This is a genomic window from Nonomuraea muscovyensis (genome assembly GCF_014207745.1).
Classification (GTDB): Bacteria; Actinomycetota; Actinomycetes; order Streptosporangiales; family Streptosporangiaceae; genus Nonomuraea; species Nonomuraea muscovyensis.
On sequence record NZ_JACHJB010000001.1, the window covers coordinates 1679779 to 1692266 of the forward strand.

10 protein-coding genes and 1 tRNA gene are annotated in these 12488 nt (G+C 71.0%); 5 read left to right on the forward strand and 6 right to left on the reverse strand.

What is annotated here, in order from left to right; all coding sequences use genetic code 11:
- Complete coding sequence (glmU, locus tag FHU36_RS07890) at positions 1–1464, reverse strand: bifunctional UDP-N-acetylglucosamine diphosphorylase/glucosamine-1-phosphate N-acetyltransferase GlmU (RefSeq protein WP_185083098.1); 1464 nt, start codon at positions 1462–1464, stop codon at positions 1–3.
- 166 nt (positions 1465–1630) lie between these two features.
- Positions 1631–1702 (reverse strand) — tRNA-Gln (locus FHU36_RS07895).
- Between the two features lie 305 nt (positions 1703–2007).
- Here FHU36_RS07895 and FHU36_RS07900 point away from each other — a divergent pair.
- The 4 genes from FHU36_RS07900 (at position 2008) to FHU36_RS07915 (ending at position 6867) form a co-directional block, all read left to right on the forward strand.
- Positions 2008–2946, forward strand: coding sequence for an acyl-CoA desaturase (locus FHU36_RS07900; protein WP_185083099.1), 939 nt, complete (start codon positions 2008–2010; stop codon positions 2944–2946).
- A 79-nt stretch (positions 2947–3025) separates the two neighbouring features.
- A complete protein-coding gene (locus FHU36_RS07905) occupies positions 3026–3928 on the forward strand; it encodes a TetR/AcrR family transcriptional regulator (RefSeq protein ID WP_246501996.1) in 903 nt (300 codons plus the stop codon).
- A gap of 52 nt (positions 3929–3980) precedes the next feature.
- Positions 3981–6041, forward strand: a complete 2061-nt coding sequence (locus FHU36_RS07910) for an RNA degradosome polyphosphate kinase (RefSeq protein ID WP_185083100.1) — start codon at positions 3981–3983, stop codon at positions 6039–6041.
- Positions 6031–6867, forward strand: coding sequence for an NUDIX hydrolase (locus FHU36_RS07915; protein WP_185083101.1), 837 nt, complete (start codon positions 6031–6033; stop codon positions 6865–6867). Before FHU36_RS07910 ends, FHU36_RS07915 begins: the two co-directional genes overlap by 11 nt.
- Here FHU36_RS07915 and FHU36_RS46245 read toward each other — a convergent pair.
- The 3 genes from FHU36_RS46245 to FHU36_RS07930 are packed head-to-tail and all read right to left on the reverse strand — an operon-like array spanning position 6864 to position 9548.
- Entirely contained in the window at positions 6864–8339 is a 1476-nt protein-coding gene (locus FHU36_RS46245) for a CYTH and CHAD domain-containing protein (RefSeq protein ID WP_185083102.1), read from the reverse strand. The two genes, FHU36_RS07915 and FHU36_RS46245, sit on opposite strands and share 4 nt — an antisense overlap.
- 49 nt (positions 8340–8388) lie before the next feature.
- Complete coding sequence (locus tag FHU36_RS07925) at positions 8389–8736, reverse strand: VOC family protein (protein ID WP_185083103.1); 348 nt, start codon at positions 8734–8736, stop codon at positions 8389–8391.
- Positions 8733–9548, reverse strand: a complete 816-nt coding sequence (locus tag FHU36_RS07930) for a trans-aconitate 2-methyltransferase (protein ID WP_221495800.1) — start codon at positions 9546–9548, stop codon at positions 8733–8735. The genes FHU36_RS07925 and FHU36_RS07930 overlap by 4 nt, the downstream gene beginning before the upstream one ends.
- Positions 9549–9603: 55 nt before the next feature.
- Between FHU36_RS07930 and FHU36_RS07935 the strand changes: the two genes are divergently transcribed.
- A complete protein-coding gene (locus FHU36_RS07935; protein WP_185083104.1) occupies positions 9604–10104 on the forward strand; it encodes a MarR family winged helix-turn-helix transcriptional regulator in 501 nt (166 codons plus the stop codon).
- Positions 10105–10585: 481 nt separating this feature from the next.
- Here the strand turns inward: FHU36_RS07935 and FHU36_RS07940 are convergent, their stop codons facing one another.
- The gene (locus FHU36_RS07940) at positions 10586–12418 is read right to left on the reverse strand and encodes an ABC-F family ATP-binding cassette domain-containing protein (RefSeq protein WP_185083105.1); all 1833 of its coding nucleotides are present in this window, start codon (positions 12416–12418) and stop codon (positions 10586–10588) included.
- Positions 12419–12488 lie beyond the last annotated feature (70 nt).

The following is a 12488-nucleotide window of genomic DNA, read 5'->3' on the forward strand; positions in this document are numbered from 1 at the left end:
CTATTTCTCCCGCTGCTGGTGTTGCTCCGCCGCGTGTCGCTCGGCCAGCGCCCGCTCGGCCGCCGCCGCCGACTTGGTGCCCGCGCGCCTGCGCAGCACCCACGTCTCGATGTTGCGCTGCCGGGCGCGGGCCACGCCGATCGCGCCCGGAGGCACGTCGGAGTCGATGACCGAGCCGGCCGCCGTGTAGGCGCCGTCGCCGACCGTCACGGGCGCGACGAGCATGGTGTCGCACCCGACGAACGCGCCGTCGCCCACGGTGCTGCGGTGCTTGTCGACGCCGTCGTAGTTGACGAAGACCACGGCCGCGCCGATGTTGGCGTCGGCGCCGATCGTGGCGTCACCCGCGTACGACAGGTGCGGCACCTTGGACCGCTCGCCGACCTGGGTGTTCTTCATCTCCACGAACGTACCCGCCTTGGCGTCGCGGCCGAGCACCGTCCCCGGCCGCAGGTAGGCGTACGGCCCGACGCCGGCGCCGGGGCCCACGACGGCGCGGTCGCAGACCGCGTTGCGCACCACGGCGCCGGGTCCGACGCGGGTGTCGGTGAGCGTGGTGGCGGGGCCGACCTCGGCGCCGGTCTCGATGACGGTGGCGCCGTGGAGCTGGGTGGCGGGGTGGACGACCGTGTCGGGCTCGATCCGCACGTCCACGTCGATCCAGGTGGAGGCCGGGTCGATGATGGTGACGCCGGCGCGCATGTGCCGCTCCAGCAGGCGCTGGTTGAGCACCTTGCGCGCCAGGGCGAGCTGCACCCGGTCGTTGACGCCCTCGACCTCGGCGAAGTCGGCGGCGATGTGGGCGCCGACCCGGTGGCCGTCCTCGCGCAGGATGGCGAGCACGTCGGTGAGGTACTCCTCGCCCTGGGCGTTGTCGGTGGAGACCCGCTTGACGGCGTCGGCGAGGAGCAGGCCGTCGAAGGCGTAGATGCCGGAGTTCATCTCCGTGACGGCGCGCTGTTCGGGGGTGGCGTCCTTCTCCTCGACGATCTTCAGTACGGCGCCGGAGGAGTCGCGGATGATGCGCCCGTACCCGGTGGGGTCGGGCACCTCGGCGGTCAGCACGGTGACGGCGTTGCCGTCGGCGGCGTGCCGGCCCAGCAGCTCGGCGAGGGTCTCGGTGCGCAGCAGCGGCACGTCGCCGTAGGTGACGAGGACGGTGCCGGCGACGGTGCCGACCTCCTCCAGCACGGTGCGGACGGCGTGGCCGGTGCCGCGCTGCTCGCGCTGGACGACGGCGCGGGCGTCGGGGCTGGTCTCGGCCAGGTGGGCGCCGACGCGCTCGCGCGCGTGGCCGATGACGACGATGAGCTGCTCGGGACCGAGGTCGCGGGCGGCCTGCAACATGTGGTCGACCAGCGCGCGACCGGCTACCTCGTGCAGGACTTTCGGGGTCTGGCTCTTCATCCGGGTGCCCTCGCCGGCGGCGAGGACGATCACGGCGGCCGGGCGCGGCACACTCACGGACTGAGGCTCCCTGTGACTGGACGGTTTTGGGGTGCGGCTACCGCACCGCTACGGTGGGCCGCGTTCAGCGGTCCGCCGCAGCCGGCACATCGTGCGGCAACCCTCCCGACACCGCGAGGATACCTGCCGTCGTCCGGGCGGGCCGCGCGGGCCGCGCCAGAAGCTCCCGGAAGAGGACTCGAACCCCTACAAAGTGGACCAAAACCACTTGTCCTGCCGATTAGACGATCCGGGACTAATCGGACACCAGGGGCGTCCGACCACCCCTACGATACCGAGCCCGCCCGTGTCGCGCGCCCGCAATACCGCCTCATCCGATCACCGTCACGTCACGGCCGGAGGATTACCCCCGGAAGCCCCGGGTAGGGCCACCGGATAGCAGATGGGCCGAAAGGGCGCAAGCCACGGAACCCACTCATGTAGGCCGACCGGCCGTCACCTATCACCTATTCGCGCCTTAGGGCTTACTTACTTACGATGGCGTAGGTTACGGTGGCGTAGCCCGGACATTCGTCCCCATACACGCCAGGAAGGCAACACATGACCGTTATCGCCGAACGTCCGACACCAGGACCGAAGCCAGATCTCGAACCCGAACCCCGCACCAAGGCCGAGCTCGTCACGTTCGCGCTCGTGGTGGGCCTGCCCCTCGTCGCGTTCGCGGCCGCCGTGCCGTTCGCCTGGGGATGGGGCCTCGGCTGGACGGACGTCGCGATCACGGTCGTCTTCTACCTGATCTCCGGTCTCGGCGTGACCGTCGGGCTGCACCGCTACTTCACGCACGGCTCGTTCAAGGCCAAGCGCCCGCTGAAGATCGCGCTCGGCATCGCGGGGAGCCTGTCCCTGGAGATGTCCGTACTCGACTGGGTGGCCACCCACCGCAAGCACCACAAGTTCTCCGACAAGGAGGGCGACCCCCACTCCCCGTGGCGCTTCGGGCCGGGCTTCAAGTCCATGTCCAAGGGCCTGCTCTACGCGCACATGGGCTGGATGTTCGACGCCGAGCGCACGAACCGCGAGAAGTACGCCCCCGACCTGTGCAAGGACGAGGACGTCGTCAAGCTGCACAAGTGGTTCCCGGCGCTGGCCATCACCTCGATCCTGCTGCCCGGCATCCTCGGCGGGCTCATCACCTGGTCCTGGCAGGGCGCCCTGACCGCGTTCTTCTGGGGCTCGCTGGTGCGCATCGGCCTGCTGCACCACGTGACCTGGTCGATCAACTCCATCTGCCACGTGTTCGGCGAGGAGGACTTCCAGGTGCGCGACAAGTCGCGCAACGTCTGGTGGCTCGCCATCCCGTCCTTCGGCGAGTCGTGGCACAACCTGCACCACTCCGACCCCACCTGCGCGCGGCACGGCGTGCTCAAGGGACAGATCGACCTCAGCGCCGGCCTCATTCGGATCTTCGAGCGGCTCGGGTGGGTCTCCGATGTGCGCTGGCCGACGCCCGAACGCCTGGCGGCGAAGCGGGTTGCCTGAGGCCGCCCCTTCGGTGACCGGTCCTTCATCCGGCACCGTCATGATGGAGACCGTGACCGAGCCCCGATCCCGTAGACGCATGTCCGGAAGAGAGCGAAGAGAGCAGCTGATCCAGATCAGCCGCACGCTGTTCGCCGAGAAGGGGTTCGACGGGACCTCCATCGAGGAGATAGCGGCGACGGCCCAGGTGTCGAAGCCCGTGGTCTACGAGCACTTCGGTGGCAAGGAAGGCGTCTACGCGGTCGTCGTCGACCGCGAGATGCAGAAGCTGCTCGCCATGATCACCGAGGCCCTGGCCGCCGCCCACTCGCTGGTCAAGCTCGAACGGGCGGCGCTGGCGCTGTTGCGCTACATCGAGGAGAGCAGTGAGGGCTTCCGCATCCTCGTGCGCGACTCCCACGCCGCCTCGGGCACGGGCACGTTCGCGAGCCTGATCAGCGAGATCGCCAGCCAGGTCGAGGACGTGCTCGCCGACGAGTTCGCCGCCCGCGGCTACGACCCCAAGCTGGCGCCCATGTACGCGCAGATGCTGGTGGGCATGGTGGCCCTGACCGGGCAGTGGTGGCTCGACGTGCGCAAGCCGGCCCGCGAGGAGGTCGCCGCCCACCTCGTCAACCTCGCCTGGAACGGCCTGACGGGCCTCAACCCGCACCCGGCCATCACCGTCACGACCCGCGCCCACCAGCCGGTGCCGGCCAGACCCCGGACCGGCGAGAAGGAGCTGCGCGAGTTCGAGAAGGCCCGCGAGAAGGAGCTCAGGGAGGCCGAGAAGGCCCGCCAGCGCGAGCTGCGGGAGGCCGAGAAGGCGCGGGTCCGCGAGCTGAAGGAGCGCGAGCGCCTGCTCAAGGAGGCGGAGAAGGAACGCGAACGCCTGCTCAAGGAGGCCGAGAAGGCCCGTGAGCGGGAGGAGAAGATCCGCCAGCGGGAGGCTCGCCTCGCGGAGCTGGCCGCCCGGCTGGGCCAGGTCGACCAGCAGGATTAGTCGTTGCGGCTTAGTTCACGTTCCGTTCAACCAAATGGGGCATATTTCTCATATGTCCGCCGAAGCGCTGCAAGTCGGAAGCGACCTTCCCCTGCCTCAGGAGAGGTTCCTCAACCGCGAGGAGAGCTGGCTCCATTTCAACCAGCGCGTCCTCGAACTGGCCGAGGACCCCTCGCTGCCCCTCCTGGAACGCGTGCGCTTCCTGGCGATCTTCGCCAGCAACCTGGACGAGTTCTTCCGGGTACGCGTGGCGGGCCTCAAGCGGCGCATGGCCACCGGCCTGCTGCTGCGCACCAAGAGCGGGCTCAAGCCGCGCGAGGAGCTGGCCCGGATCGCCACCATCGCGGACGACCTGGCCCGCCGGCACGCGGCGGTCTTCCACGAGCAGGTCCTGCCCCTGCTCGCCGGCGAGGGCATCGAGATCGTCCGCTGGGACGACCTGGGGCGCGAGGAGCGCACCGAGCTGCGCAAGCTCTTCAGGGAACGGATCCGGCCGGTCCTGACGCCGCTGGCCGTCGATCCCGCCCACCCGTTCCCGTACATCTCGGGGCTCAGCCTCAACCTGGCCGTCGTGGTGCGCAACCCGGCCACCGACCACACGGTGTTCGCCCGGGTCAAGGTGCCCTCGCAGCTTCCCCGGTTCGTGGAGGCGTCCAAGGAGCGGTTCGTGCCGCTCGAGGACGTCATCGCCGCCCATCTCGGGCAGCTCTTCAAGGGCATGGAGATCGTCCAGCACCACGTCTTCCGCGTGACCCGGAACGAGGACCTCGACGTCGACGAGGACATCACCGAGAACCTCATGCAGGCCCTGGAGAAGGAGCTGCTCAGGCGGCGCTTCGGCCCGCCCGTCCGGCTGGAGGTGGAGGACACCATCTCCGCCGAGGTGCTGGACCTGCTCGTGGACGAGCTCGGCGTGGCGCCGCACGAGATCTACCGGATCGCCGGGCCGCTCGACCTGACCGGCCTGCACGCCATCGCCGACCTCGACCGCGGCGAGCTGAGCTACCGCCCCTTCGTGCCCGCCGAGGCGGTCAACGCCGAGGACGACATCTTCGGGCTGCTGCGCGAGCGCGACGTGCTGCTGCACCACCCGTACGACTCGTTCGCGACCAGCGTGCAGCACTTCATCGAGGTGGCCGCGGCCGACCCCCGGGTGCTGGCGATCAAGCAGACCCTCTACCGGACCAGCGGCGACTCCCCCATCGTGGACGCCCTGATCGACGCGGCCGAGGCGGGCAAGCAGGTCGTCGTCGTGGTGGAGATCAAGGCCCGCTTCGACGAGCACGCCAACATCTCCTGGGCCCGCAAGCTGGAGCGGGCCGGCTGCCACGTGGTCTACGGCGTCGTCGGGCTGAAGACGCACTGCAAGCTGGCCCTCGTCGTCCGGCAGGAGCCGTCCGGCGAGCTGCGCCGCTACTGCCACATCGGCACCGGCAACTACAACCCCAAGACCGCCCGGCAGTACGAGGACTTCGGGCTGCTCACCGCCGACCCGCTGGTCGGCGAGGACGTCACCGACCTGTTCATCCACCTGACCGGGTACTCCAACCACTCGGCCTACCGGCGGCTGCTGGTCGCGCCGCACTCGCTGCGCGGCGGGCTGCTGGCCCGGATCGAGCGGGAGATCGCCCACCAGCAGGCCGGACGCCCGGCGCGCATCCGCATCAAGACGAACTCCCTGGTCGACGAGCCGATCATCGACGCGCTCTACCGGGCGTCGCGGGCCGGGGTTCCGGTGGACCTGTGGGTGCGCGGCGTGTGCACGCTGCGGCCCGGCATCCCCGACCTGTCGGAGAACATCAGGGTGCGGTCTGTGCTGGGGCGCTTCCTGGAGCACTCGCGGGTCTACGAGTTCGGGCTGGGGCGGCGGCCGGAGGTGTGGATCGGCAGCGCCGACCTCATGCGCCGCAATCTGGACCGCCGGGTGGAGGCCTTGGTCAAGGTAACCTCACAGCAGCACAAGGCGTATCTCATCCAGCTGATGGACCTGGTCATGGCCGAGACGACGAACGCCTGGTGGCTCAGCTCCGACGGCTCCTGGGTCCGCCATCCCGGCACCGACCTGCAGAGCCACCTGATCGGCACCCGCCGCTGGAGGACTGTTGACGACTGACCCGCTGCGGGCCGCCGGAGCCGTCGTGTGGCGGGGCGATCCGTCCGCGCCCGAGGTGGCCGTCGTCCACCGGCCGCGCTACGCGGACTGGACCTTCCCCAAGGGCAAACTGGACCTCGGCGAGCACCCGATCGCGGCGGCCCTGCGCGAGGTGCGCGAGGAGACGGGCCTGACCGTGGTGCTGGGCCGCGCGCTGCCGTCCGTCCACTACCCGAGCCACGGCGGCACCAAGCGGGTCGACTACTGGGCCGCCCGGGTGGTGGCCGAGGACGCGTTCGTGCCCGGCGAGGAGGTGGACGAGCTGCGCTGGCTGCCGCTGGACGAGGCGCGCTCGCTGCTCAGCTACACGTGGGACACCGTGCTGCCGGACGCCGTGCTCGCCGGGCCCCTCGACACCGTTCCCCTCGTCCTCGTCCGGCACGGCACAGCCGGCTCCCGGCACGAATGGCAGGGCGACGACGCGCTGCGGCCGCTCGACCCCGGCGGCGTGGCCCAGGCGGCCACCGTGGCCGCGGTGCTGCCCGCCTACCGGCCGCGGGTGCTGCTCAGCTCGCCGAGCCGCCGCTGCGTCCAGACGCTGGAGCCGTACGGGGTCGACGGCGTCCGGCTCGAACCGCTGCTCAGCGAGGAGCACCAGGATCCCGTCAGGACACCGGAGCTGGTGGCCCGACTGCGCGAGCCCGCGGTCGTGTGCAGCCACGGCAAGGTGCTGCCGGACGTGATCCGGGCGCTGAGCGGCGAGGAGGTGCACCTGGCCAAGGGCGAGTTCGCCGTGCTGCACCGGGCCGGTGACCGGGTGGCCGCCGTGGAGACGTACCCGACCTAGAGGATCTTCTCCACGCCCCGCACGGTCCTGGCCCAGACCTCCGGGAAGCGGGCGTGCGCCTGCTCCGCCTCGGCGCGTTCCAGGCCGATCAGCAGGCCGTAGGTGAAGGTGTCCTCGCCCGCCAGGCGGGCCGTCGCGGCCTCGCCGGCCAGCGTCTCCTGCGCCACCACACCGTCCAGGTGCGCACCGAGCACCTCCTGCACGGCCTCGGCCAGCTTGGCCAGCTTCTTCATGTCCGAGCCGAGAGCGGGCCGCAGCGCCTCGGCGGTGTAGCGGGCGCGTTTGGCCGCCTTGCGGACGTCGTGCATGGCGATCTCGCGGCGTTCCGGGTCGTCGACGGCCTGGGCGGTGTCGTACGCCTTGGTGACCCTGCGCCAGTTGGCGGCCGCCGCGTCGACGAGTTCCTTGCCCGCCGGTCGGGCGGCGGCCCTGGTCAGCTCCGGCTCCCTCACCAGCACGTCAAGGGCGTCGAGCAGCGCGTAGTAGCGCTCGCCGCTCAGCGCCTCGCGGATGCGCTCGTACGCCTGCTGCTGGCGTCCGCCCAGGTCGCCGCCGAGCCGGTCGCGGACCCGGCCGACGACCAGCTCGGGCGCCAGCCCGGACAGCCGGCCGGTGAACCTCGCCCTGATCACCTCCAGGTCGCGCGCCTCGCCGAGCACGGTGCCCAGCCAGCGCAGCTCGTCCTGGACGCCGGCGGTGCCGGTCACGATCGTCCTGAACGCCTTGAGCGCGCTGCGCAGCCTGCGGGCGGCGACGCGCATCCGGTGCACGGCGTCCTCCTCGGTGCGCCGTACCCGGGGGTCCTGTGACAGGAGAGCGGCCACCTGGCCGGCCAGGTAGCCGACGACCACCTCGCCCGCGCTGCCCGGATCGGTGCGCGCCGTCAGCGGGGGTGCCGGGGCGAGCAGCCTGGCGAGCTTGCTGGCCGCCTCCGACGGGGTCGCGCCCGCCTTGCGGAGACGCTTGCCGACCTTCGCCAGCAGCGCCCGGTCCCCGTCGAGCAGCTCCGCCTCCACCTCGCGCCAGCGGACCACCGTCGGCGTCCCGCCGAACGCGGTGCCCTTGACCCGGTCGTCGGCGATCTCGACCAGCCTGGTGTCGCCGCCGTACACGACGGTGACGCTCCGGCGGGTGTCGAGCTCCGCCACGGGCTGGAGCTCGGCGCCGCGGGTGAAGGCCCGGACCAGCTCGGCCAGTTCGGGGGGCACCTGCTTCGTGCCGCGGGTGAGCGGAGCGGTGATCTCCTGCCGGACGCCTTTGGCCGTGGGCAGCTTGAGGTGCCATCCGGGGTCGTCACCGCCGCGCCGGCGCCTGAGCGTGATGCCCCGGGCGGCGAGGCGCAGGTCGGTCGTGTCGTAGTAGAGGGCGACGAGCTGGTGGCTCTTGGGCCCCACCACCCGGCCCAGCCGGCTCAGGTCCGGAACGGCGTAGTCAGGAGGAACGTCGAACTTGTCCTCGATCTCGATGCCCACTGCACCTCACAAGCGTCCTATACCGGACATACTGCCATTCGCCAGGGCGTCAGATGGCTTGGAGCAGCTCGATTCTGTTGCCGACGGGGTCCGTCACGTACACCCGCCGGTAGCCGGGGAACAGGTCGTCGGGCACCGCGGCGGGCAGCTTCGCGACCAGCGCGTCGAGGTCGTCGACCAGGAACCCCGGGTGCGCCTTCCTCGCCGGCCTGAAGTCCTCCTCGATGCCGAGGTGGACCTCCACCCCGTCGCCCCGGAACCAGGCGCCGCCGCGCTTGGCCAGCTCCGGCGGCTTGGACACCTCACGCAGGCCCAGCACGCCCTCGTAGAACGCCCTCAGCTCCGGCTCGCTGCCGGGCGGCGCGGCGAGTTGGACGTGGTGCAGTGCGGTGATCATACGAGGTCTTCCTTTCTCGCCACGACGAAGATCCGCCGGAACGGGAACGGCGTGCCGTACTCCTTGGCCGGGTACGCCCGGTCGAGCGATTCGGCGAGGTCGGCGACGAAACGTCCGCGCTCGTCGTCGGTCAGCCGGTCGAAGATCGGGCGCAGGGCGGTACCGGAGATCCAGTTGAGCACCGCGTTCTCGCCCTGCAGGACATGGATGTAGGTGGTCTCCCAGGCGTCCGCCCGGCAGCCACCGGCGGCGAGCTGATCCAGGTAGTCGCCCGGCTCCGCCACGATGCCGCCCCGGTCGAAGTCGCCGAGGCGCTCCGACCACGCCGGCGAGCGGCACAGCTCGCGGATGGCCAGGTGGCTGGGCGCGTTGAAGTTGCCGGGCACCTGGAAGGCGAGCCAGCCGCCGGGGTTCAGCGCGTCGACCCAGTGCTCCAGGACGTCACGATGGGACGGGACCCACTGGAGGACGGCGTTGGAGACGAGCACGTCGACCCGCCGGTCGGGCCGCCACGTGGTCACATCGGCCACCGTGAACCTGGGCAACCCCCCGGGCGCCCCGACCGCCACGCTCGGCGTGAGACTCAGCTCTCTCGCTTTGGCGATCATGGCCGGTGACGAGTCGAAGCCTTCCACCGTCGCGCCCGGCCAGCGACGGGCCAGCTCAAGGGTGAGCTCCCCTGTGCCGCAGCCGGCGTCCACGACATAATCAGGTTTGTCGGCCCCCACTCTGGCGATCAGGTCGTAGAACGGCCGCGACCGCTCGTCGGCGAACCTGGCGTAGGTCGCTGGATCCCAGATATCTCTCGACATATAGATTATTGATATCGAGACATTTATCTCGATGTCAAGACAGTACACTCGTGTCATGACCCAGGATGCCCGAGACGAGGTGGACCGGCTCGTCGCCGCCTGGCGGGCGGAGCGGCCGGACCTCGACGTCGAGCCGCTCCAGGTGCTCTCCCGGGTGTCGCGCCTGGCCAAGCACCTCGACCGCGCCCGGCGCGCCGCCTTCGCCGAGCACGATCTGGAGCCGTGGGAGTTCGACGTGCTCACCGCGTTGCGGCGGGCCGGCAAGCCGTACGAGCTCAGCCCCGGCGCCCTGCTCCGCGCCACGCTGGTCACCTCCGGCACCATGACCAACCGCATCGACCGCCTCGCCCAGGCCGGCCTCGTGGTCCGCCGTCCCGACCCGGAGGACCGGCGTGGCGTCCTCGTGACCCTCACCGAGACGGGGCTGGCCCGTGTCGACTCGGCCTTCGCCGACCTGCTGCGCAGGGAGCGCGACCTGCTTTCCGGCCTCGGCCCCGCCGAGCAGCGAACCCTCGCCGGCCTCCTCCGCACCCTCCTCACCCCGTTCGACGCGTAGCCCCGCCACACCTCCGAGAGACCGGCCGAGTGGACTGGAAACAGCGAGCCCGACCAGGCCGGAGGCCCGGAGGCCCGGAGGCCCGGAAGGCCGGAAAGCCGGAAGCCCGGAAGCCCGACCAGGCCGGAAGGCCGGAAGGCGAGCTGGGCCGGGCCGAATCGAAAGGCGGCCGACCGGACGGATGGCCCAAGCCGGATCGAACGGGAGCGACCGGCCGAACGAGCCAAGCAGAAAGGCCGGCCGAGCGTACCGTGCCGAGGGGCCGACCAGGCGAGCTGGATGGCCAGGAGGCCGGCCCAACCGAAAGCCCGAGCGGCCACCCGGACGCATCCGGAAGCCGGAAGGCCAGCGGAACCGACCGAAGGAAGGGTGGAGGACCCGGCGAGCCGGAAGGCCGGTCGAAGCCGGAAGGCCGGTCGGGTGACGTGTGCCCCGGGCCACCGCCCCGGGTCACCGTCCCGGACAGGGCCAGGGCGCGGCGTCAGTCGCCCAGGCTGTCCGCGACCTCCAGCCACTCGGCCTCGACGGCGTCCTTCTGGCCGAGAACCTCGCGCAGCTCCGCGTCGAGGGAGCCGAGCCTGGCGTAGTCGCTCGCCGCCTCCGCCATCGCGGCGTGCAGGCGGGACTCCTGCTCGCCGAGCTTGTCAAGCTGGCGTTCCAGGCGGTTGAGCTCCTTGCGCAGCTCCCGCTCCTCCTTGGCCGACAGCCCGGGAGCCGACTCCGGCTGGGCCGGCGCGGACGCCTGCGGACCACCGGATGTCCCGGACGCGCCCAACGAGCCGGGGGTTCCTGAGCCGATCCGGGCCGTGAGCGCGGCGCCCGACGCCCGGCGCTGGAGGTACTCGTCCACGCCGCCCGGCAGGAAGGACAGTTTGCCGTCACCCAGCAGCGCCACCGAACGGTCGGTCACACGCTCCAGGAAGTAGCGGTCGTGGCTCACCAGGATCAGCGTGCCGGGCCAGCCGTCGAGCAGGTCTTCGAGCTCGTTCAGCGTCTCGATGTCGAGGTCGTTGGTCGGCTCGTCGAGCAGCAGCACGTTGGGGTCGTCCATGAGCAGCCTGAGCAGCTGCAACCGCCGCCGCTCGCCGCCCGACAGGTCGCCGACCACCTTCCACTGGGCGTCGCCCTTGAACCCCAGGCGTTCGAGCAGCTGGGAGGCGGACCACTCCTTCTTGCCGACCTGGATGTACTTGCGGATCTCCTCGACCGTCTCCAGCACGCGCCGGCCGGGGTCGAGCTCGGCCAGCTCCTGCGACAGATGCGCCAGGCGTACGGTCCTGCCCCGCACGACACGCCCCGAGTCGGGCTCGATCGTGCCGGCGAGCAGACGGAGCAGGGACGACTTGCCCGACCCGTTGACGCCGATCAGCCCGATGCGGTCGCCGGGGCCGAACTGCCAGGTGGTGTGGTCGAGCACCAGCGGCCCGTTGCCGGGGCCGCCGGCGTGGAGGGTGACGTCCTCCAGGTCGTAGACGGTCTTGCCCAGCCGGGCCGTGGCGAACTTCACCAGCTCGACGCTCTCGCGGGGCGGCGGCTCGTTCGCGATCAGGGCCTGGGCGGCGTCGATCCGGAACTTCGGCTTGGACGTACGGGCGGGCGGGCCGCGCCGAAGCCAGGCGATCTCCTTGCGCATGAGGTTCTGGCGGCGTTCCTCGGCGGCCTGGGCGATGCGGGCCCGCTCCGCCTTGGCCAGGACATAAGCGGCATATCCGCCTTCGTAGCGTTCGACCCGGCCGTCCACGACCTCCCACGTCCGCGTGGACACCGCATCGAGGAACCACCGGTCGTGCGTCACGACCACGAGCGCGCTCTTCCTGGTGGACAGATGTCCCGCCAGCCAGGCGATGGCCTCGATGTCGAGGTGGTTGGTGGGCTCGTCGAGCATGATCAGGTCGTGCACGTCGATGAGCAGCCGGGCCAGCGCGGTCCGCCGGCGTTCGCCACCGGACAGGTCGCCCGCCTTGGCGTCGAGGTCGAGGTCGCCGATCAGGTTGCCGAGGATCTCACGGATGGCCTGGTCACCGGCCCATTCGTGCTCCGCCCGGCCCCCGAGCACCAAATCCCGCACGGGGGACCCGGGGTCGAGGTCGTCCTGCTGCGACAGGAACCCGACGCGCATACCCCGGGTGTGGGTCACCCGGCCGCTGTCCGGCTTCAACTGCCCAGCGATCATCGACATCAGCGTGGTCTTGCCACCGCCGTTGCGCCCGACGACCCCGATCCGCTCCCCGGCCTCCACGCCGAGGGAGACATCGTTGAGCAGGGGCTTGGGCCCGTAGGCGTGGGAGACGGATTCGAGATTGACCAGATTCATGGCGCTACCAGGGTATCGGCCCATCCGGACCACGAAACAACATCGACAGCCGGAGGGCCGCCTCGGCACC